The organism is Marichromatium purpuratum 984, assembly GCF_000224005.2.
In the GTDB taxonomy this organism is placed as follows: domain Bacteria; phylum Pseudomonadota; class Gammaproteobacteria; order Chromatiales; family Chromatiaceae; genus Marichromatium; species Marichromatium purpuratum.
In genome coordinates, this window is sequence record NZ_CP007031.1 from 3,403,632 (window position 1) to 3,425,000 (window position 21,369).

13 protein-coding genes, 2 tRNA genes and 2 rRNA genes (1 of these 17 cut by a window edge) are annotated in these 21,369 nt (G+C 65.0%); 7 read left to right on the plus strand and 10 right to left on the minus strand.

Annotation, left to right across the window (positions count from 1 at the left end):
- Positions 1 to 69 precede the first annotated feature (69 nt).
- Both MARPU_RS14770 and pgi read right to left on the minus strand, forming a co-directional pair.
- Positions 70 to 1,992, minus strand: coding sequence for a PrkA family serine protein kinase (locus tag MARPU_RS14770; RefSeq protein WP_005223972.1), 1,923 nt, complete (start codon positions 1,990 to 1,992; stop codon positions 70 to 72).
- A 465-nt stretch (positions 1,993 to 2,457) separates the two neighbouring features.
- A complete protein-coding gene (gene pgi, locus MARPU_RS14775; RefSeq protein ID WP_005223971.1) occupies positions 2,458 to 4,119 on the minus strand; it encodes a glucose-6-phosphate isomerase in 1,662 nt (553 codons plus the stop codon).
- Positions 4,120 to 4,306: 187 nt separating this feature from the next.
- On the opposite strand from pgi, the gene MARPU_RS17765 reads away from it, so the two are divergent.
- Complete coding sequence (locus tag MARPU_RS17765; RefSeq protein WP_156929291.1) at positions 4,307 to 4,663, plus strand: hypothetical protein; 357 nt, start codon at positions 4,307 to 4,309, stop codon at positions 4,661 to 4,663.
- Positions 4,664 to 4,751: 88 nt separating this feature from the next.
- Here the strand turns inward: MARPU_RS17765 and zwf are convergent, their stop codons facing one another.
- Complete coding sequence (gene zwf / locus MARPU_RS14785) at positions 4,752 to 6,221, minus strand: glucose-6-phosphate dehydrogenase (RefSeq protein ID WP_005223970.1); 1,470 nt, start codon at positions 6,219 to 6,221, stop codon at positions 4,752 to 4,754.
- Positions 6,222 to 6,331: 110 nt separating this feature from the next.
- On the opposite strand from zwf, the gene glgA reads away from it, so the two are divergent.
- Positions 6,332 to 7,867 carry a glycogen synthase GlgA gene (glgA, locus tag MARPU_RS14790; protein WP_005223969.1) on the plus strand — a complete coding sequence of 512 codons (1,536 nt, stop codon included), beginning with the start codon at positions 6,332 to 6,334 and terminating at the stop codon, positions 7,865 to 7,867.
- A gap of 15 nt (positions 7,868 to 7,882) precedes the next feature.
- Here glgA and panD read toward each other — a convergent pair whose 3' ends face one another.
- The 4 genes from panD to pcnB all read right to left on the minus strand — a co-directional run bounded on the left by panD (position 7,883) and on the right by pcnB (position 11,828).
- Complete coding sequence (gene panD, locus MARPU_RS14795; protein ID WP_005223968.1) at positions 7,883 to 8,263, minus strand: aspartate 1-decarboxylase; 381 nt, start codon at positions 8,261 to 8,263, stop codon at positions 7,883 to 7,885.
- Positions 8,264 to 8,429: 166 nt separating this feature from the next.
- Positions 8,430 to 9,275 (minus strand): pantoate--beta-alanine ligase, encoded by an 846-nt coding sequence (panC, locus tag MARPU_RS14800; protein WP_005223967.1) that lies wholly within the window; start codon positions 9,273 to 9,275, stop codon positions 8,430 to 8,432.
- 318 nt (positions 9,276 to 9,593) lie between these two features.
- Entirely contained in the window at positions 9,594 to 10,397 is an 804-nt protein-coding gene (gene panB / locus MARPU_RS14805) for a 3-methyl-2-oxobutanoate hydroxymethyltransferase (protein ID WP_005223966.1), read from the minus strand.
- 54 nt (positions 10,398 to 10,451) lie between these two features.
- The gene (pcnB, locus tag MARPU_RS14810) at positions 10,452 to 11,828 is read right to left on the minus strand and encodes a polynucleotide adenylyltransferase PcnB (RefSeq protein ID WP_005223965.1); all 1,377 of its coding nucleotides are present in this window, start codon (positions 11,826 to 11,828) and stop codon (positions 10,452 to 10,454) included.
- 156 nt (positions 11,829 to 11,984) lie between these two features.
- Between pcnB and MARPU_RS14815 the strand changes: the two genes are divergently transcribed.
- A tRNA-Glu gene (locus MARPU_RS14815) sits at positions 11,985 to 12,059 on the plus strand.
- Between the two features lie 98 nt (positions 12,060 to 12,157).
- On the opposite strand, the gene ffh is transcribed toward MARPU_RS14815, so the two are convergent.
- Positions 12,158 to 13,570 (minus strand): signal recognition particle protein, encoded by a 1,413-nt coding sequence (gene ffh / locus MARPU_RS14820; RefSeq protein ID WP_005223964.1) that lies wholly within the window; start codon positions 13,568 to 13,570, stop codon positions 12,158 to 12,160.
- A gap of 460 nt (positions 13,571 to 14,030) precedes the next feature.
- Between ffh and MARPU_RS14825 the strand changes: the two genes are divergently transcribed.
- The 4 genes from MARPU_RS14825 to MARPU_RS14840 all read left to right on the plus strand — a co-directional run bounded on the left by MARPU_RS14825 (position 14,031) and on the right by MARPU_RS14840 (position 18,295).
- Positions 14,031 to 14,843, plus strand: coding sequence for a cytochrome C assembly family protein (locus tag MARPU_RS14825; RefSeq protein ID WP_005223963.1), 813 nt, complete (start codon positions 14,031 to 14,033; stop codon positions 14,841 to 14,843).
- A gap of 117 nt (positions 14,844 to 14,960) precedes the next feature.
- Positions 14,961 to 15,036 (plus strand) — tRNA-Ala (locus MARPU_RS14830).
- A gap of 173 nt (positions 15,037 to 15,209) precedes the next feature.
- On the plus strand, positions 15,210 to 16,802 hold the full coding sequence (locus tag MARPU_RS16845; RefSeq protein WP_005223962.1) for a sensor domain-containing diguanylate cyclase: 1,593 nt from the start codon (positions 15,210 to 15,212) through the stop codon (positions 16,800 to 16,802).
- The gene (locus MARPU_RS14840) at positions 16,799 to 18,295 is read left to right on the plus strand and encodes an avidin/streptavidin family protein (RefSeq protein ID WP_005223961.1); all 1,497 of its coding nucleotides are present in this window, start codon (positions 16,799 to 16,801) and stop codon (positions 18,293 to 18,295) included. Before MARPU_RS16845 ends, MARPU_RS14840 begins: the two co-directional genes overlap by 4 nt.
- A gap of 435 nt (positions 18,296 to 18,730) precedes the next feature.
- Here MARPU_RS14840 and rrf read toward each other — a convergent pair.
- Positions 18,731 to 18,846 (minus strand): 5S ribosomal RNA (gene rrf / locus MARPU_RS14845).
- Between the two features lie 104 nt (positions 18,847 to 18,950).
- Positions 18,951 to 21,369, minus strand: a 23S ribosomal RNA gene (locus MARPU_RS14850) (it continues 467 nt past the right edge of the window).

Consider the following 21,369-nt stretch of genomic DNA (forward strand, 5'->3'; position numbering starts at 1 on the left):
CCCGGGCACGCAACCCGGAGTGGTCGGGGGGCGCCCGCGCCGGGCGGGCGCCCGTCACCTGCACGCGGATCAGTGCGCCTTGCGCACCCGCAGATACCACTCCGAGAGCAACCGCACCTGCTTCGGGGTGTAGCCCTTCTCGGTCATGCGGTCGACGAACTGGTCGTGCTTCTTCTGCTCGTCGGCCGAGGCCTTGGCGTTGAAGGAGATCACCGGCAGCAACTCCTCGGTGTTGGAGAACATCTTCTTCTCGATCACCAGGCGCAGCTTCTCGTAGCTGGTCCAGCGCGGATTGGCCCCGGCGTTGTTGGCGCGGGCGCGCAGCACGAAGTTGACGATCTCGTTGCGGAAGTCCTTGGGATTGGAGATCCCCGCCGGCTTCTCGATCTTCTCCAGCTCCTCGTTGAGCGAGGCGCGGTCGAGCATCTCGCCGGTATCGGGATCGCGATACTCCTGATCCTGGATCCAGTAGTCGGCGAAGGTGACATAGCGATCGAAGATGTTCTGGCCGTACTCGGCATAGGACTCGAGATAGGCCGTCTGCAGCTCCTTCCCGATGAACTCGGCGTAGCGCGGCGACAGATACTGCTTGATGAAGCCGAGATAACGCTCCTGCACCTCGGGCGGGAGCTGCTCGCGGGCGATCTGGCGCTCGAGCACATAGAGCAGGTGCACCGGGTTGGCGGCGACCTCGGCGTGATCGAAGTTGAACACCTGGGAGAGGATCTTGAAGGCGAAGCGGGTGGAGATCCCGCTCATGCCCTCGTCGACCCCGGCATAGTCGTGGTACTCCTGCACCGACTTGGCCTTGGGATCGGTGTCCTTGAGGTTCTCGCCGTTGTAGACCCGCATCTTCGAGTAGATGCTGGAGTTCTCCGGCTCCTTGAGCCGGGTCAGCACCGAGAACTGCGCCATCATCTCCAGGGTGCCCGGGGCACAGGGCGCGTGCGACAGCGAGCTGTTGGCGAGCAGCTTGTCGTAGATGCAGACCTCCTCGTCGACGCGCAGGCAGTAGGGCACCTTGACGATATAGACGCGGTCGAGGAAGGCCTCGTTGTTCTTGTTGTTGCGGAAGCTCTGCCACTCCGACTCGTTGGAGTGGGCGAGGATGATGCCCTGGAAGGGCAGCGCCGAGAGCCCCTCGGTGCCGTTGTAGTTGCCCTCCTGGGTGGCGGTGAGCAGCGGATGCAGCACCTTGATCGGTGCCTTGAACATCTCGACGAACTCCATGATGCCCTGGTTGGCGCGGCACAGCGCGCCGGAATAGCTGTAGGCATCGGCGTCGTGCTGGGCGAAGCGCTCGAGCTGACGGATGTCGACCTTGCCGACCAGCGAGGAGATGTCCTGGTTGTTCTCGTCGCCCGGCTCAGTCTTGGCGATGGCGATCTGCTCGAGTACCGAGGGATAGACCTTGACCACCCGGAAACGGGTGATGTCGCCGTGATACTCCTGCAGCCGTTTCACCGCCCAGGGCGACATGATGGTGCGCAGATAGCGCCTGGGGATGCCGTAGTCGTCCTCGAGGATCTGACCGTCCTCGTCGGGCGAGAACAGCCCCAGCGGCGACTCGAACACCGGCGAGCCCTGGATGGCGTAGAAGGGCACCAGCTCCATCAGCTCCTTGAGCTTCTCGGCCAGGGAGGACTTGCCGCCACCGACCGGACCGAGCAGATAGAGGATCTGCTTCTTCTCCTCGAGCCCCTGGGCGGCGTGCTTGAGATAGGAGACCAGATGCTCGATCGACTCCTCCATGCCATAGAACTCGGAGAAGGCCGGATAGCGCTTGATCACCTTGTTCTGGAAGATCCGGCTGAGCCGCGGATCGTCGCTGGTGTTGACCAGCTCCGGCTCGCCGATGGCCTGCAGCAGCCGCTCGGGCGCGCTGGCATAGGCACTGGGGTCGGTCTTGCACAGTGCCAGGTATTCGTCCAGGGTAAGCACCTCCTCGCGGGAGGCCTCGTAGCGCGCCTGGTAGCGTTCGAAGATCGACATAGACTTACCTCTCCTCGGAACCTGAGTGTGCCTGCTCGATCCGGCTCCAGCTCTGCCGGAGGCTCGGGGCGGGCAGGACGGAACACAAGAGCCTCCAGGTGGAGCGCAAGATTCAGGCCATCAACCAGCGTCCGTTGCTGGAGCACCTGGGACGACCTGTGAGAACCGGGCCATCAATGACAGCGACGATCGACGCCTGAGACCGAAGTCATGGGTCCGGGTTCGATCGTTGCATCTGTTCGGCGCATGGAGCGGAACATGCCCCGCCTCCGTCTCGACGGATACGCCACGCCAGTCAGGCGGGGACCGGGCCGGACACCACGGGCGCCGGTCGGGATGATCGCAATCGGGGCGAAGCCTCCCCGCCACCGGGCGCTCCGCGACCACCACCTTAGAGGAGAAGGTTGGGCGACACCCCACGCGATTCAACGCGCCGGCGCCCGATCACTCCCCCCCGGCGAGCCCTCAGCGCCCCCTCCCGACTGCACCGCGCAGATGCAGATAGGTCTCGAGTAGTGCACAGGTCGAGGCGTCATGACCCTCGCCCGCGCTCCCGCCCTCGAGTTCGCCGAGGATCACCCCGGCGAGCTGCTTGCCCAGCTCGACCCCCCACTGATCAAAGGAGTTGATCCCCCAGATCACTCCCTGGGTGAAGATGCGGTGCTCGTAGAGAGCGATCAACGCGCCCAGGGTGAAGGGGGTCAGCCGCTCCATCAGCAGGGTGTTGGTCGGGCGGTTACCGGGGAAGACGCGATGCGGGGCGAGCGCCTCGACCCGCTCGTCGGAGAGTCCGGCGGCGCGCAGTTCGGCGCGCGCCTCATCCAGGGTGCGTCCACGCATCAACGCCTCGGTCTGGGCGAAACAGTTGGCCATCAGCTTGTCATGATGATCGCCGAGTTCGTGATGGCTGCGCGCGGCACCGATGAAGTCGGCCGGGATCAGCTGGGTGCCCTGGTGGATCAACTGATAGAAGGCATGCTGGCCATCGGTACCGGGCTCGCCCCAGACCACCGGGCCGGTGGTGTGCTCGAGGGTCTCGCCGTCGCGTCCGACCCGCTTGCCGTTGCTCTCCATGTCGCCCTGCTGGAGGTAGGCGGGCAACAGCCGCAGCGACTGATCGTAGGGCAGCACCGCGTGGGTGCGCGCCCCGGCGAAGTTGGCATACCACACCCCGATCAGCCCGAGCAGCACCGGCATGTTGCGCTCGAGCGGCGCGGTACGGTGATGCTCGTCGATCGCGTGCGCGCCCTCGAGCAGCTCGACGAAGCGCTCGAAGCCGACCGCCAGCGCGATCGGCAGCCCGATCGCCGACCACAGCGAATAGCGCCCGCCGACCCAGTCCCAGAACTCGAACATGTTGGCGGTATCGATGCCGAAGGCCGATACCCGCTCGGTGTTGGTGGAGACGGCGACGAAGTGGCGTGCCACCGCGCCCGAATCGTCGAGCGCCGCAAGCAACCAGTCGCGCGCACTCGCCGCGTTGGTCATGGTCTCCTGGGTGGAGAAGGTCTTGGAGGCGATCACGAACAGCGTCGTCTCCGGGTCGAGCCCGCGCAGCGTCTCGACCAGATGGGTGGCATCGACGTTGGAGACGAAGTGCACCCGCAGCTGATCGCTGCAATAGGGCGAGAGCGCGGCGCACACCATCTTCGGCCCGAGGTTGGAGCCGCCGATGCCGATATTGACCACATCGCTGATGCGCCGCCCGGTATGCCCGGTCCAGGCCCCCGAGCGCACCTCGCCGACAAAGCGCTCGATACGCGCGAGCACGCCGTTGACCAGCGGCATCACGTCCTCGCCATCGACCACCATCGGCCGGTTGCTGCGGTTGCGCAGCGCCATGTGCAGTACCGCGCGCTGCTCGGTGACATTGATCGGCTCGCCGTCGTAGAGACGCGTCTGCCAACCGGACAGGTCGGCCGCACGCGCCAGCTCCAGCAGCAGGCGCAGGGTCTCGTCGGTGAGCAGGTTCTTGGAATAGTCCAGGTGCAGGCCGGCGACCGACAGCCGCATCCGCTCGGCACGATCGGGATCGCGCGCGAACAGGGTGCGCAGATGGTGCTCGCGCATCTCCTCCCAGTGCTGCTGCAACGCCTGCCATTGCGGGGTGTGACTGATCATCGACATGCAGACTCTCCTTGCGAACGTGAGAATGGACGGTCGACCGCGGCGACAGCACGCGCCCCGGCGACCACACCGCGACAGCATACTCGGATCACGATGACGACCCGATGTCGGGCGGCCAGCGGCCAGCGGCCAGCGGCCAGCGGCCAGCGGCCAGCGGCCAGCGGCCAGCGGCCAGCGGCCAGGATGATTGAACCGCAAAGCCGCGAAGGTCGCGAAGGGGGAGAAGCTTCCAGCGATCAGCTACCAGCTACCAGCTACCAGCTACCAGCTACCAGCTACCAGTCGCAGCCTACTCTCAACCACGGGCGTCCAGAATGCACGCCCGTCGGTGGGTCGCCGGATGGGGGTGCGGACACCGCCGCGGCTGATCCCGCTGGCGACCGTTGGCCGATGGCTGGCGCGGGTGGCTGCTGACTGGCAGCTGATCGCGGGTGACTGGCTGCTGGTGGCTGGCTGCTGGTGGCTGATGGCTGACCACTGGCGGCTGGCGGCTGATGACTGGCAGCTGACCGCTGGTGGCTGGTGGCTGATGACTGGCGGCTGACCGCTGATGGCTGGCGGCTGACCACTGGTGGCTGGCTGCTGGTGGCTGATGGCTGGCGGCCGGTGGCTGGTAGCCGAGATCCCAGCCCTCACCCGGCAAGCGCATTACGCCAGTCCTGGTCGTCGCGGTCGAACAGGCGGCTGGCCTCGGGCGGGCCCCAGGAGCCGGCGGCATAGGTGTGGATGAAGTCGCGCTCGACCGCCCAGCGCTTGAGCACCGGGTCAATCACCCGCCACGCCCACTCGACCTCGTCGGCGCGCAGGAAGTGGGTGCGATCGCCGCTGATGGCATCGAGGATCAGCGCCTCGTAGGCGTCGATATGATCCGGCGGCAGGCCACAGCTGCTGGCGTCGAGCCGCTCGGTCTGGGTACGCAGCTCCAGTCCCGGGCGCTTGACCTGCAGCTCGATGCGCATGCACTCGTGCGGCTGGATGCCGAGCAGCAGCCAGTTCGGCCGCAGCCGCTCGATCGCGGTGTGCTGGAAGAGCTGCTGAGGCGGGTGCTTGAAGCGGATGGCGATCAGCGACTCGCCGCTCGCCATCCGCTTGCCGGTACGCAGGAAGAAAGGGACGTTACGCCAGCGCCAGTTGTCGATATAGAGCTTGAGCGCGGCATAGGTCTCGGTGGTGCTCTCAGCCGCTACCCCGGGCTCGTCGCGATAGCCCGACACCGTCGTATCACCGACCCGTCCCGCGCCATACTGGGCGCGCAGCGCGTGGGCATGGACGGCCTCGCGGGCGATCGGCCGGATCGAGCGCAGCACCTTCACCTTCTCGTCGCGCAGCGCATCGGCATCGAGGCTCGCCGGCGGTTCCATCGCCACCAGGGTAAGCAGCTGCAGCAGATGGCTCTGGATCATGTCGCGCAGCGCACCAACCCCGTCGTAAAAGCCGGCGCGCGCGCCGATTCCCTGGGACTCGGCGTGGGAGATCTGCACATGGTCGATATAGTTGCGATTCCACAGCGGCTCGAGCAACAGGTTGGCGAAGCGGAACACGAGCACGTTCTGCACCGTGCTCTTGCCCAGATAGTGATCGATGCGATAGATCTCCTCGCCCGGGAAGGCCTCGCGCAGGCGCCGCTCGAGCAGCCGCGCGCCCTCCAGATCGAGCCCGAAGGGCTTCTCCACCACCAGTCGCGACCAGCCGCCGGCGCGGCTGGCGAGCCCGGCGGCGGCGAGCCGCGCAGCGACCCCGGCGTGGAACTCGGGGGCGATCGCCAGATAGCTCAGCAGGTTGTCCGGGGCCTCGGGCAGCACACGCAGCCGTTCGGCCAGCCGCTCGAAGTCCTCCGCGCGTTCGAGATCGCCGGTGACGAAGTGCAGTCGCTCGAGCAGACGCTGCAGCACCGGGCCCTCACAGACTCGGCGCTCGGACAGCGCAGCGTCGACCCGCTCGCGCCACGCCTGATCGCTCCAGGGGCGACGACCGACGCCGATCACCCGGGTCGCCGGATGCAGCCGCCCGGCCGCCTCCAGCCCATAGAGCGCGGGCAACAGCTTGTGCTCGACCAGATTGCCGGTGGCCCCGAAGATCAACAGGATGCAGGGTTCGATCATGGGCAGATTATCTCGCTGGTGCACAAATATGATAATTTGAAGGCTGTCACCCTATTGCCAAGCCGGGCCCGGCACCTCCCGCCGCGACGCCCGTAGCCCAAGGACCGTTCATGGAACTCCCCGTTCCCCCGATCTCCCCTGCCCTGCCGGACCCGGACGGGCTACGCATCCTCGTGGCGAGCAGCGAGGCGCACCCGCTGATCAAGACCGGCGGCCTAGCCGACGTGGCCGCGAGCCTGCCGGCGGCGCTGCGCCAGCTCGGTCACGACGCACGGCTGATCATGCCGGGCTATCCGAGCGCGCTGCGTCAGCTGCTTGAGCCGAAGACGCGTTGCGAGCTGCGCGTCCCCGGCGCGCGCACCAGCGTGCGCATCGTCGAGGGCCTGCACCCGGACCACGGTCTGCCCGTCTATCTGGTCGACGCCCCGGACTACTTCCACCGCGAGGGCAGCCCCTATACCGACATCAGCGGTCGCGACTGGGGCGACAACCCCGAGCGCTTCCTGCTGTTCTGCCGCACCCTGGCACAACTGGCCATGGGGCTGCCGGCGGTGGGCTGGCGTCCCGAGGTGCTGCATGCCAACGACTGGCAGACCGGACTCACCCCGGCGCTGATGCACGACCTGCCCGAGCGCCCGGCCACCGTCTTCACCATCCACAACCTTGCCTACCAGGGGCTGTTCGATCGCGCCACCTTCGACCGCATCGGCCTGCCTGCGGCGCTGTGGAACGTCGCCGGGATCGAGTTCCATGAGCGCATGTCCTTCATCAAGGGCGGCATCGTCTTCTCCGACCGGGTCAACACCGTCAGTCCGACCTATGCCGATGAGATCCGCACCCCGCGCTTCGGCTGCGGGCTCGACGGGCTGCTGCGCCAGCTCGGCGGACGCTTCAGCGGCATCCTCAACGGCATCGACTATGGGGTGTGGGATCCGCAGACCGATCCGATGATCCTGCAACAGTTCGACGCCGAGCACTTCGGGCTGAAGACCGAGAACAAGCTCAAACTACAGCGCGAGTTCGGCCTGCCGCGTCACGAGGAGGCCTTCCTGCTCGGCTATGTCGGGCGGCTGGTCGAGCAGAAGGGAGTGGACCTGATCCTCGCCATCCTGCCCGAGCTGCTGCAGGACGCGAACGTGCAGGTGGTACTGCAGGGTGTCGGCGATCGTCACACCGAACAGGCGCTGCACGAGGTCGCCAGGACCTATCCGCGCCAGGTCGGCGTGCTCATCGGTTATGACGAGATGCGCGCGCACCGTGTCGAGGCCGGCTGCGACAGCTTCCTGATGCCCTCGCGCTTCGAGCCCTGCGGGCTCAACCAGCTCTACAGCCTACGCTACGGCACCCCGCCGATCGCCCATCGCACCGGAGGTCTGGCCGACACCATCACCCCGGTCGATGCCGAGACGCTCGCCGCGGGTACTGCCACCGGCTTCCTGTTCGAGCGCTCGCGTCCCGAGGAGCTGCACGCCGCGGTCGATCAGGCCCGCCGTCTCTATCGCGAACAGCCAGAACACTGGCGCAGACTCGCCACCACCGGGATGATGCAGGACTTCAGCTGGGAGGCCAGCGCGCAGCGCTATCTACGGCTCTACGAAGCGGCGCTGGAGGAAAGGCAGGCCCAGGCCGACGCGCTGTCGGCCTGAACCGGGCGTCCAGACTCAGGCGGCCTGGGCGGGGATGGCATCACCGGTGCGCAGCACCTGGTTGCGCTCGTCGAGATAGACCAGCGCCGGCTTGTGGGCGTCGGCCTCGGCCTCGGTCATGGCGGCGAAGGCGCAGACGATCACCCGATCACCGGGCGCGGCCTTGTGCGCCGCCGCACCGTTGACCGAGATCACCCGCGAGCCGGCCTCGGCACGGATCGCATAGGTGGTGAAGCGCTCACCGTTGGTGACGTTGTAGATCTGGATCTGCTCGTACTCGCGGATCCCGGCCAGCGCCAGCAGCTCGTCGTCGATGGCGCAGGAGCCCTCGTAGTCCAGCTCCGAGTGCGTCACGCAAGCGCGATGCAGCTTGCACTTCAGCAAGGTCAAATGCATGTATCCAATCCTCTGATGGACCCCAGCGGGGCCAGGTCGGCCGTCGTCCGACGGCGGACATTCGATGTGATGACCAGGCTAGTCTAGCGCGTCCCCTGCTGCGACGCAGCATCGGACACGCGCCGCGCCCGGAGACGGCCTGACCGAACGCCCCGGGCGCATTGAATCAGCGACGCACCCGGCGGTTGTCGATCAGTCGCGCCCGTCCCAGCCGCGCGGCGGCAAGGATCACCAGATCGCGCTCGTCGGCCTCCGGCGACGCCAGATCGGCGGCACGACAAACCTTGAAGTACTCGGGCGCAAAGCCCTCGGCCTCGAGCGCCCGGCAGGCCGCCAGCTCGAGTTCGACGAACGGACGACCGGCGCGCACTGCCGCAGCGGCCTCGTCAAGCACCCGGTTGAGTGCCGGCGCGCGCTCACGCTCGGCGGCGGTGAGATAGGCATTGCGCGAGCTGCGTGCCAGCCCGTCGGGCTCGCGCACGGTCTCGACGCCGTGGATCGCCACCGGGATCGACAGGTCCTCGACCATGCGCCGGATCACCAGCAGCTGCTGGAAGTCCTTCTCGCCGAACACCGCCACGTCGGGCTGCACCATGTTGAACAGCTTGCAGACGATGGTTGCCACGCCGACGAAATGACCGGGACGGCTGGCGCCACAGAACAGCGCCGAGATCCCCGGCACCTCGACCCGGGTCTGCCCCGTCTGGCCGTTGGGATAGATGGTCTCCACCGCCGGCGCGAAGAGCAGGTCGCAGCCGCCCGCGGCAAGCTTGTCACGATCGGCATCCGGGGTCCGCGGATAGGCATCGAGGTCCTCGCCGGGACCGAACTGCAGCGGGTTGACGAAGATGCTCGCCACCACCCGGTCGGCACGCTCGGCCGCCGCGCGCACCAGGGTCAGATGGCCCTGGTGCAGATTGCCCATGGTCGGCACCAGGGCGATGCGCTCACCGGCGGCGCGCCACTCGGCCAGACGCGCACGCAGATTGGGAAGATGCTCGATACGCTCCATTGATCTCTCGGTTGGTTCAGATCGGTGTACGGGACCCGGGATCGGGCCCGCGAGACGCCACGACACGCCGCCGCACCGATCGGGCAATGATCGGTCATCGACGCCGCGCTCGCCGCGACATTCGGCAATGTCCACTGGACGACACGGACACCGCGCGGAGCGGTGCCCACCCGCAGCACTGAAGGCTGCCGGCCCCGAGCGCAGAGGTCGGGGTCAGGAAGCGACCGAGGCCGGCGCCGCTGCTCGGCTGCCGGACGACGGCGCGAGGCGCAAGCGAATCGGATTCCGCTCGCGTCTCGGGTCCACGAGTACGTGGACCTAGTAGGCGATCTCGGGGGCGCTCGGGAAGCTGCCCTCGCGCACCGCCGCGACATAGGCCTCGACGGCATCGCGCACCGAACCGCCGGTGACCATGAAATCGCGACTGAAGCGGGGCGCGCGCCCCGGGTTGAGTCCAAGCATGTCCTGCAGCACCAGCACCTGGCCGTCGCACTCGGCCCCGGCGCCGATGCCGATCACCGGGATGCTCAGGGTGCGGGCGATCTCGCCGGCGAGCGCCTGGGGCACGCACTCGAGCACCAGTAGCGAGGCGCCGGCATCCTGCATCGCCAGCGCGTCGTGGCGGATACGCTCGGCCGAGGCATGGTCACGCCCCTGGAAGCGATAGCCACCGAGCTGGTTGACCGATTGCGGCTGCAGTCCGAGATGGGCGCACACCGGCGCGCCCTGCGCGACCAGTTGGCGCACGATATCGAGATAGGGCTCACCGCCCTCGAGCTTGACCATCTGCGCCCCGCCCTCCTGCATCAGGCGCGAGGCGCTCTCGAGGGCGCGCTCGGGGGTGGCATAGGCCATGAACGGCAGGTCCGCGACCACCAGTGCGCGGGAGGCGCCCCGGGTGACACAGGCGGTGTGGTAGACCATCTGGTCGAGGGTGACTGGGACCGTGGTCGGGTGCCCCTGTAGCACCATCCCCAGAGAATCCCCCACCAGCATCACCTCGACCCCGGCCTCGTCGAGCAATCGGGCGAAGGTGGCGTCATAGCAGGTGAGGACGGCGATCCGCTCGCCGCGTCCCTTCATGGCGGCGAGCGAGGCGACAGTGGTCGGTGAAGCGGACATCGGCGACTCCGGGGTCTAGATACTTCGGAATAAGGAAAGACCAGGGCGGCGGCGTTACTGCGCGCCCTTGGCCGCACCGGCGCTCGACTCGCCCCCACCATTGCTGCTGGCGGCACCCGACTTGCGCCGACGCCGACGCCGTGGGCGGCGACGGCGCGCGCCACCCTCGACCATGCTCGCCCGCTCCTGACCACTGGCATCCTGGAAACGGGTCCACCACTCGGCCAGCTCCCGATCGACCTCGCCGGCCTCGGCACGTAGCAGCAGGAAATCGTAGGCAGCACGGAACCGCGGATGGGTCAGCAGCCGGAACGGGCGCTTGCCCTCGCGCTGCTCGAATCGCGGCTGCAGTGCCCAGATCTCGCGCATCGGCAGTGAGAAGCGCTTGGGGACCGCCACCCGCGACTGCTGACGGACACAGACCTCGGCGCTGACCTGGGTCATCGCCTCGTTGATCTGCATGCCCTCGGCGACCATCCGCTCGACCCCCGCGCGCACCGGCTCCCACAACAGGACGGCGAACAGGAACGCCGGGGTGACCGGCTTGCCTGCCTGGATGCGCGCGTCGGTGTTGGCGAGACCGCGGCTGACCAGGGTGATCGGGAAATCATGGTCCTCGCACGCGAGCGCCGCCTCGGTATCCGGGAAGAGCAGCGCGAAGAGGCCATAATGACGCAGCTTCTCGAAGACGTCGAGTCCGTAGCCGGCGTGGAAGAGCTTGATCAGCTCGTCGAAGAGTCGGGCCGCCGGCACCCCGTCAAGCAGGTGACCGAGTTCGAACAGGGGGCGCTCGGTGGCCTCCTCGATGCTGAAGCCGAGCTTGCAGGCAAAGCGCACCGCACGCAGCATCCGCACCGGATCCTCGCGATAGCGCTGTTCCGGATCACCAATCAGACGCAGCTTGCCGGCACGCAGATCGGCCAGGCCATCGGCGTAGTCGATCAGCGAGAAGTCCTGGATGTTGTAGTAGAGCGCGTTGATGGTGAAGTCGCGTCGCAGGGCATCCTCAGCGATGGTGCCATAGGCGTTGTCGCGAACGATCATGCCGTTCTCGACACAGCGCTCGCCCTCCTCCGCCTCGCTCTCGCCGTTGCCACGGAAGGTGGCCACCTCGATGATGTCGCGACCGAAATGCACATGCGCCAGACGGAAGCGGCGACCGATCAGCCGGCAGTTGCGAAAGACCTGACGGACTTGCTCGGGCGTGGCGTCGGTAGCCACATCGAAGTCTTTGGGCTCGTGTCCGAGCAACAGGTCGCGCACCCCGCCGCCGACGAGATGGGCCTGAAAGTTCTCCTGCTTGAGCCGGTACAGCACCTTGAGCGCATTGGCGCTGATGTTGGCGCGCGAGATCCCGTGCTCGGGACGCGGCACAATCAGGGGCGTCGTCGCGGACGGGGTCCGCGTGATGTCGTTATCGGATTCCTGCATCACCGTTATGGGCGCATTCCTTGGGCGCTGGGCGGGGGCCGCGTGACGGTCCCGGACGGGACTTCGGGACGCGACGCCGCCGGTTGGAAGAAGAATGGTAACAGACGCTTGTACTCTTACCTGATCCCGGTATAATACGCGCTTCTTTGCTGCGCCGCTCCCTTCGTCTAGTGGTTAGGACGTCGGCCTCTCACGCCGGTAACAGGGGTTCGAATCCCCTAGGGAGCGCCACCTTCATGAAAAAGGGGTCTTGCCTTTGCAAGACCCCTTTTTTCGTGCCAGCCCTCTGGCACAGACCGGGGCGAGCCCATCGCCCCGGCCTGCAGCGACTACATCGGGAAGCCGCCCCCCGGAGGCATGCCACCGGGTGGGAAGCCACCGCCGCCGCCGGGGAAGCCACCGGGCATCCGCCCCTGCATGGCGCGCATCATCTTGGCCATGCCGCCGCCCTTCATCTTCTTCATCATCTTCTGCATCTGGGTGAACTGCTTGAGCAGCTTGTTCACGTCCTGCACCTGGGTCCCCGAACCGGCGGCGATGCGCCGCTTGCGCGAGCCCTTGATCAACGCCGGGAAGCGACGCTCGTGCGGGGTCATCGAGTTGATGATGGCGACCAGCTTGCCCAGCTCCTTGTCGCTGGCCTTGTCCTTGAGGTGATCGGGGACCTGGTTCATCCCCGGGAGCTTGTCCATCAGCCCCATCATGCCCCCCATCTTGACCATTTGGTCGAGCTGCTCCTTGAAGTCGGCGAGGTCGAAGTCCTTGCCCTTCTTGAGCTTGCGCACCAGTTTCTCGGCCTTGTCCTGGTCGACCTTGGACTGGACCTCCTCGACCAGCGAGACCACGTCGCCCATACCGAGGATGCGCGAGGCGACACGGTCGGGGTGGAAGGGCTCGAGCGCAGTCGAGCGCTCTCCAGTGCCGAGGAACTTGATCGGCTTGCCGGTGATCTGGCGGATCGACAGCGCCGCGCCACCGCGCGCATCACCATCGGTTTTGGTCAGCACCACGCCGGTCAGCGGCAGCGCCTCGTCGAAGGCCTTGGCGGTGTTGGCCGCATCCTGACCGGTCATGGCGTCGACCACGAACAGGGTCTCGACCGGATCGATCGCGGCGTGGACGGCCTTGATCTCATCCATCATCGCCGGGTCGACGTGGAGCCGACCGGCGGTGTCGACGATCAGCACGTCCTTGAAGCGCTTGCGCGCCTGAGCGAGCGCGGCGGTGGCGATCTCGACCGGATCCTGATCGCCGCTGCTGGGGAAGAACTCGGCGCCGACCTCGCCGGCAACGGTCTCGAGCTGATCGATGGCCGCCGGGCGGTAGACGTCACAGCTGACCACCATCACCGACTTCTTCTGCTTCTCCTGCAACCAGCGCGCGAGCTTGCCGACACTGGTGGTCTTACCCGCGCCCTGCAGACCGGCCATCAACACCACCGCCGGCGGCTGCGCCGAGAGATCGAGCGACTCGTTGGCCTCGCCCATCAGCGCGACCAGTTCGTCGTTGACGATCTTGATCAGCACTTGGCCAGGGGTCAGACTCTTTGATACAGCCTCACCCAGCGCCTTGTCACGGACCTCCTCGACGAAGCGACGCACCACCGGCAGCGCCACATCGGCCTCGAGCAGGGCCATGCGCACCTCGCGCACCGCGTCCTTGATGTTGTCTTCGGTCAGGCGCCCCTGACCACGCAGGTTGTTCAGGACACCGGAGAACCGGTCCTGGAGATTCTCGAACATGCTCAGCCTCGAAGTCTTTGCCGCGCCAGGCGCGGGCGATGAAAAATCCCGTGCCACCACGGCTTACAGCTCAGCGTGCGAGTATAATGCAGCGCTCGTGGCGGACTCTACAGCGCACCCCGACGCCCAAGCCCGTCGAGACCGGGTCGCTTCCGTGGGTACGGACCCGCCCGCGTCCGCTGCCGCCAGCGGCGAGAACACCGCCGGCGTCGTTGTCAATCGCCCCATCACGAGGGCATGATTGGACCATGCAACACATCATCGTGCCGACAGATTCGAGCGCCGATCGGCGCAGCAGCGGCGCCGGTCTCAGCGCCGCGCCGCACGACCCGCGCCCGACCGGACGCCGGCACACCCAGGGCCAGCATCAGGCGCTCCAGCAACCGCCCACCCATAGGCCGGCAAGGATGTCACCAGCTGCGCCGTATTCGTCCCAACGCCTTCTGCGAATGTATCACCTATGAGCCATCCCCTTCTCTCCGTCGCCGCCACCCTCTGCTACCTGGTCGCCGCAGCCTTCATCGGGCTGCGTCTGTTCAAGTCGAAGGATGGCTGGATCCCGCAGCGCATGCTCGCGCTCGGCATCGGCTTCCTCGGCTCGGCACTGCACGCCTGGTTGCTGTGGGAGAGCATCTTCAGCCACGCCGGCCTCAACCTCGGCTTCTACAATGCCCTGGCGCTCACTTCCTGGACGGTGATCGCACTGCTGTTGGTCTCGAGCTTGACCAAGCCGGTCGACAACCTGGGATTGATCCTGCTGCCGGTCGCGGCCCTGACCCTGATGCTCTCGGCGATCTTCTCCGATGTCAGCTTCATGCACCCGACCGCCTCCTGGGCGCTGAAGATCCACGTCCTGCTGTCGATGCTGGCCTACAGCCTGCTGACCCTGGCTGCCGGTCAAGCCATCCTGCTCGCCATCCAGGATCGTCACCTGCACCGTCGTCAGCCCGGCGGCTTCGTGCGCACCCTGCCGCCGCTGCAGACCATGGAGAGCCTGCTGTTCGAGATGATCAGCGCCGGCTTCGTCCTGCTCACTCTGGCACTGCTCAGTGGCTTCGCTTTCCTCGAGGACATGTTCGCCCAGCACCTAGTACACAAAACCGTGCTCTCGGTACTCGCCTGGCTGCTGTTCGGCGGCTTGCTGATCGGCCGCTTCCGCAAGGGCTGGCGGGGGCGCACCGCGATCGTCTGGACGCTGGGCGGCTTCGCCCTGCTGATTCTCGCCTACTTCGGCAGCAAGGCAGTGCTCGAACTGATGATTCTCCAGCCCTGATCCTACCTCCACGGCGGCAGGCAAGCTCCGTCCACGGGGCTTGCCTTGCCCCTGGATCGGGCGCACAATGAGTGCACATCTCGATTGTCCCACGATGGCGCGATCGACAATCACTTGGGGGCCGTAGCTCAGCTGGGAGAGCGTCGCGTTCGCAATGCGAAGGTCAGGGGTTCGATCCCCCTCGGCTCCACCACCCTCACTCTCGCGGTACCTTCCCCTGTCTGGGGACATGCCACACCAATCGCACAGGCCCCCACCTCCTCTGGCCGTGCGCTCGTCCACACTTTGCACCCACAGGCACGGTGGCGCTCTCCCCCAGGATCCCGTTATCGTTAGCGGATCGCCTTTATTGTGCAGGGAAACGGGATGGCACGACCGCCGGGGCCGGAAGCCGGATACTGCAAGGCATCCACAGTCGCGCTGCTCTATGCGATCGCCGGCGCGACCTGGATCCTTTGCTCGGACATGGTGCTGGGTGCCTGGATTCAGGACTCCGAGCTATTGCGTCACGCTCAGCTCGGCAAGGATCTGGTCTTCGTCCTTGCCAGCGCGCTCGCACTCCTCATGCTGCTGCGCCACAACCACCAACGCCATAGCGAGCACCGGCTCCAGGACGCAGCCCAGCGCACCGAGTTGCGCGTACTTAGTCAGTTCCGCGAAAGCATCATCGACAACGCACACGTCTGGATCAACACTCTCGACCAACACGGCCAGGTAACCGTCTGGAATCAGGCCGCCGAACGCATCACCGGTTACGGACGCGAGGAGGTGCTGAACCATCGTCGGATCTGGGAGTGGCTTTATCCTGATCCGGATTACCGCGCCTGGGTCTATTCGCGGGTCGACGACATGCTGGTTCGTGACCAGGTGGTCAGCGGCTTCGAGAGTCGTATCCACGCCAAGGATGGCACCATCAAGATCATTACTTGGAACTCCGGGCGCCTGTACGACGAGCAGGGAAAGATCAACGGCCTGATCGCCATTGGCCGCGATGTCACAGAACACAAGTGTGCCGAGAAGGCACTGATCGAGCGTGAGCGCCAGCTGGCCACCCTGATGGCGAACCTTCCCGGCATGGCCTACCGCTGTCATGACGAACCACTCTGGACGATGAAGTTCGTCTCCCAAGGGTGTCAACGCCTCACCGGCCATCAACCCGAGGATTTCGTCGACAACCAGCGCCTCTCCTTCGCCTCAATCATCCACAAGGATGACCGCGAGCAAGTTGCCAGCGAGGTCGCACTCGCACAGGCCGAAGGCCGACCCTTCGCGATCGAATATCGCATCCGCCACCAGGACGGACACGATGTCTGGGTCTGGGAACAGGGGCAGGCGGCCGAGATCGACGGCACTCACTTCCTCGAGGGCATCCTCATCGACATCAGCGAGCGCAAGCGCATGGAGCAAGCGCTCGAACAGATGGCTATCCGCGACCCACTCACCGGGCTCTACAACAGGCGCGAACTCGAGCAGCAGCTCAACGCCGAGTTGGCTAGCGCCCATCGCTACCAACATACAGTCGGCCTGATCTGGATCGATGTCGACCACTTCAAGTCAGTCAACGACCGTTTCGGCCATCTTGCCGGCGATGCCGTGTTGTGTCAGCTCTCCGGCCTGCTCCAGGAACAGGTACGGGCCGCCGACTACATCGCCCGCTACGGTGGCGAGGAACTGGCAATCGTACTGCCCGAGAGCGACACCCGGGACACACAGCAACTGGCCGAGCGGCTCTGCGAGAAGGTAGCTCGAACCCCAATGCAGATTCCCGGACACGCCCCGATAAGCATCACCATCAGCCTCGGCGTGGCCACCTACCCCACCGATGCCGCGACCACCAAGACACTGTTCCAGGCAGCCGACCAAGCGCTGTACACCGCCAAACAGCAGGGGCGCAACCGAGTGCATCTGGCCACCCCCGCGCCGCCCCACGATCACCAGCCCCCGGAGTCCCTCGCATGACAGAGAATCTTGAACTCACCCCGACCACGGCGCTGAACTGGATGGATGCGCACGCTACCCAGCAAACGCCACATGTCGATTTCACGCTGCGACGTGGCACCCTGACCGACAATGGCGCGACCCCGTGGTATGCCACCCTCGGCCTCGGCACCCCGCCGCAACCACTGCGCTTCATGCTCGACACTGGCACCCTCAACACTTGGATCACCGCCAGCTGCTGCGCCAGTGACGCCTGTCAGGTGCACCAGTCCTTCAGCCCCGAACACTCAACCAGCTACCGCGCCTGCGCCGAGCCACCAAGCTCTGTACCCTTCGGCCCCTGGGGGGCGATGTGCGTGGTACTCGGCGAGGACATCTGCCATCTCGAGCGCACCTGCTCGGGGGAAACCCAGCTGTGTGCGCTCGACGAAGCGATGCGGATCTATCTCAGTGTCAGCTATGACGGCGCACAGTTCGCCGGGCTGGCCTGCGACGGTGGGCTCGGCATCCCCGCAGTCCCCTGCGACACTCCGAGCGCGTTGCTCGAGCAGTTGCGCAAACAGGGGTTGATCGACCACGCCATCGCTGCCTTCCGTTTCGACCCGGAACGTGGAGAAGGACGCTGCCTGATGGGCGCGGTCGAACCCGAGCGCTTCGACCCCGACACGCTCGAACTGCTGCCGGTGATCCCACTCAGTGGCGAGCTGAACTACCTCTGGACGGTACGCCTGGACCAGCTGCAGATCGGCGGCGAGACCCTGGGCGGCGCACTGCCGCTGGCACTCGACACCGGCTCGTCCTACATCAAGGGTGGACGGGGCATCATCGCGCGGATGCTCTCGGCGATCACCGATCGCGGCCGTCGACCCTTGCGGGTGAACGACCCGTCCGCGTTCGCCGACTACCCCGAACTGAGCCTGCAGCTCGGCGACACCAACTACCGGCTCGCACCCAAGGACTACTTCATGTCGCTCAACGGCGGCTGGGAGGTCGGGGTGCAATATCTAGAAGGGCTGCCCGACGAGCTGCTGGTGGCTGGTTCGCTGTTTCTCGACCGCCTCTACAGCGTCTTCGTATTCGACCCCAACCCCGCCGGTCAGCGCATGGTCGCACTCGCCCAGCCACGCCGCGCGGCGCTCAGCGCGAGCGGGGTCTGGCGCAACGAGTTCGGCTCCACCCTGGAGATCGGCACGATCGCCGCCGACGGCACCTTCCGCGGTCAGTATCGCTCCGACACCGGTGCCAGCGGCGTCTACCCTGTGGTCGGTGTAGCCGATCCCGAGCCCGCCGGTGACTCGATCAGCTGTGCCTTCTCGGTGAGCTGGCGCAGCCTTGAGGGCGACCCCGACCCCTCTTGGCACTGGGTCTCAGGCTTCGTCGGCACGATCCAGCTGCGCGACGGTGTCGAAATCTTCTCCACCAGCTATTTGCTGCAACGCGACATCACTCCAGAGATGCCCGAGTGGATGGCCACCGCCATCTACCCCTCGACCTTCAGACGGAGCAACGACTAGCGGCCAGCGGCCAGCGGCCAGCGGCCAGCGGCCAGCGGCCAGCGGCCAGCGGCCAGCGGCCAGCGGCCAGCGGCCAGCGGCCAGCGGCCAGAAGATTGAACCGCGAAGGCGCGAAGCACGCAAAGGGGTTTGGATAGGCAAGACTCCAACGCCGACGAGGGCCATCACTGGAGGCTGTCAGCTGGCGGCTGGCCGCTGATCGCTGGAAGCCCTTCTCTTCTTCGCGCCCTTTGGGCCTTTGCGGTTCAAACTTCCTGGCGGCTGGCGGCTGGCGGCTGGCGGCTGGCGGCTGGCGGCTGGCGGCTGGCGGCTGGCGGCTGGCGGCTGGCGGCTGACGGCTGACGGCTGACGGCTGACGGCTGACGGCTGACGGCTTTTTCCGCCGCACAAAGTAAAACCCCCGAACACGGAGTGCTCGGGGGTTTCGGGATAAGGTCCTGGCAGTGACCTACTTTCGCATGGGGAGGCCCCACACTATCATCGGCGAGGTCCTGTTTCACTTCTGAGTTCGGGATGGGATCAGGTGGGTCCAGGACTCTATGGCCGCCAGGAAAACTGCTTTGTCTTGCCCGATCATCTCGGACAGGACCAATTCGGTTCAGATCGTTGTCGGCAGTTGCGTGAGCCGATGCCCTGCAACGCATTTGGGTGTTATATGGTCAAGCCGCACGGTCAATTAGTACAGGTTAGCTTCACACGTTACCGCGCTTCCACATCCTGCCTATCAACGTCGTGGTCTTCGACGGACCTTCAGGGGCATCAAGTGCCCAGGGAGACCTCATCTTGGGAGGGGCTTCCCGCTTAGATGCTTTCAGCGGTTATCCCGTCCGTACATAGCTACCCGGCAATGCCACTGGCGTGACAACCGGAACACCAGGGGTACGTCCACTCCGGTCCTCTCGTACTAGGAGCAGCTTCCCTCAAGTCTCCAACGCCCACGGCAGATAGGGACCGAACTGTCTCACGACGTTCTAAACCCAGCTCGCGTACCACTTTAAATGGCGAACAGCCATACCCTTGGGACCGACTTCAGCCCCAGGATGTGATGAGCCGACATCGAGGTGCCAAACACCGCCGTCGATATGAACTCTTGGGCGGTATCAGCCTGTTATCCCCGGAGTACCTTTTATCCGTTGAGCGATGGCCCTTCCATACAGAACCACCGGATCACTAAGACCTACTTTCGTACCTGCTCGACGTGTCTGTCTCGCAGTCAAGCACCCTTATGCCTTTGCACTCATTGCGCGATTTCCGACCGCGCTGAGGGTACCTTCGTGCTCCTCCGTTACGCTTTGGGAGGAGACCGCCCCAGTCAAACTACCCACCATGCACTGTCCCTGATCCGGATCACGGACCGAGGTTAGAACTCCGAACATACCAGGGTGGTATTTCAAGGTTGGCTCCACAGCAGCTGGCGCCACTGTTTCAAAGCCTCCCACCTATCCTACACAAGTAGGTTCAAAGTCCAGTGCAAAGCTATAGTAAAGGTTCACGGGGTCTTTCCGTCTAGCCGCGGGTACTCGGCATCTTGACCGAGATTTCAATTTCACTGAGTCCCTGGTGGAGACAGTGCCGCCATCGTTACGCCATTCGTGCAGGTCGGAACTTACCCGACAAGGAATTTCGCTACCTTAGGACCGTTATAGTTACGGCCGCCGTTTACCGGGGCTTCGATCAAGAGCTTCTCCGAAGATAACCCCATCACTTAACCTTCCGGCACCGGGCAGGCGTCACACCCTATACGTCCTCTTACGAGTTTGCAGAGTGCTGTGTTTTTAATAAACAGTCGCAGCGGCCTGGTCACTGCAACCCTCTTCAGCTCCACGAGCAAGTCGCTTCACTTACCAAGGGCGTACCTTCTCCCGAAGTTACGGTACCATTTTGCCTAGTTCCTTCACCAGGGTTCTCTCAAGCGCCTTGGGATTCTCACCCTGCCCACCTGTGTCGGTTTGGGGTACGGTCATCTGTAACCTGAAGCTTAGAGACTTTTCCTGGAAGCTTGGCATCAATCACTTCGTTCCCGTAGGAACTCGTCATCACGTCTCAGGATTGTGTCCCCGGATTTGCCTAAGGACACTCCCTACTCGCTTGGACCGGCACTACCATCGGCCGGCTGACCTAGCCTTCTCCGTCATCCCATCGCAGTTACAGCTGGTGCAGGAATATTAACCTGCTTCCCATCGACTACGCCTTTCGGCCTCGCCTTAGGGGCCGACTCACCCTGCGCCGATGAACGTTGCGCAGGAAACCTTGGGCTTTCGGCGAGGGAGACTCTCACTCCCTTTGTCGTTACTCATGTCAGCATTCGCACTTCTGATATCTCCAGCATGCCTGACAGCACACCTTCGCAGACTTACAGAACGCTCCCCTACCATGCGTTTACACGCATCCGCAGCTTCGGTACATGGCTTGAGCCCCGTTACATCTTCCGCGCAGGCCGACTCGACCAGTGAGCTATTACGCTTTCTTTAAAGGGTGGCTGCTTCTAAGCCAACCTCCTGGCTGTCTGGGCCTTCCCACATCGTTTCCCACTGAGCCATGATTTAGGGACCTTAGCTGGCGGTCTGGGTTGTTTCCCTCTTGACGACGGACGTTAGCACCCGCCGTCTGTCTCCCGTGGTCGAACTTACTGGTATTCGGAGTTTGCATCGGTTTGGTAAGCCGGGATGGCCCCCTAGCCGAAACAGTGCTCTACCCCCAGCAGTTATCCACGAGGCGCTACCTAAATAGCTTTCGGGGAGAACCAGCTATCTCCGAGCTTGATTAGCCTTTCACTCCGACCCACAGCTCATCCGAATCTTTTTCAACAGATCCCGGTTCGGGCCTCCAGCGCGTGTTACCGCGCCTTCACCCTGGCCATGGGTAGATCGCCCGGTTTCGGGTCTACTCCCAGCGACTCAAACGCCCATTTAAGACTCGCTTTCGCTACGCCTCCCCTATTCGGTTAAGCTTGCCACTGAGAAGTAAGTCGCTGACCCATTATACAAAAGGTACGCAGTCACTCCCGAAGGAGCTCCCACTGCTTGTACGCAGACGGTTTCAGGTTCTATTTCACTCCCCTCAACGGGGTTCTT

What these genes read in the sequence shown, in the direction of transcription:
- panB (WP_005223966.1), bottom strand. Translation starts at nt 10,397, where the DNA reads ATGTCCGCTTCACCGACCACTGTCGCCTCGCTCGCCGCCATGAAGGGA.
- MARPU_RS16845 (WP_005223962.1), top strand. Translation starts at nt 15,210, where the DNA reads ATGGCACGACCGCCGGGGCCGGAAGCCGGATACTGCAAGGCATCCACA.
- pgi (WP_005223971.1), bottom strand. Translation starts at nt 4,119, where the DNA reads ATGTCGATGATCAGTCACACCCCGCAATGGCAGGCGTTGCAGCAGCAC.
- MARPU_RS14825 (WP_005223963.1), top strand. Translation starts at nt 14,031, where the DNA reads ATGAGCCATCCCCTTCTCTCCGTCGCCGCCACCCTCTGCTACCTGGTC.
- zwf (WP_005223970.1), bottom strand. Translation starts at nt 6,221, where the DNA reads ATGATCGAACCCTGCATCCTGTTGATCTTCGGGGCCACCGGCAATCTG.
- MARPU_RS14840 (WP_005223961.1), top strand. Translation starts at nt 16,799, where the DNA reads ATGACAGAGAATCTTGAACTCACCCCGACCACGGCGCTGAACTGGATG.
- glgA (WP_005223969.1), top strand. Translation starts at nt 6,332, where the DNA reads ATGGAACTCCCCGTTCCCCCGATCTCCCCTGCCCTGCCGGACCCGGAC.
- pcnB (WP_005223965.1), bottom strand. Translation starts at nt 11,828, where the DNA reads ATGCAGGAATCCGATAACGACATCACGCGGACCCCGTCCGCGACGACG.
- panC (WP_005223967.1), bottom strand. Translation starts at nt 9,275, where the DNA reads ATGGAGCGTATCGAGCATCTTCCCAATCTGCGTGCGCGTCTGGCCGAG.
- MARPU_RS14770 (WP_005223972.1), bottom strand. Translation starts at nt 1,992, where the DNA reads ATGTCGATCTTCGAACGCTACCAGGCGCGCTACGAGGCCTCCCGCGAG.
- panD (WP_005223968.1), bottom strand. Translation starts at nt 8,263, where the DNA reads ATGCATTTGACCTTGCTGAAGTGCAAGCTGCATCGCGCTTGCGTGACG.
- ffh (WP_005223964.1), bottom strand. Translation starts at nt 13,570, where the DNA reads ATGTTCGAGAATCTCCAGGACCGGTTCTCCGGTGTCCTGAACAACCTG.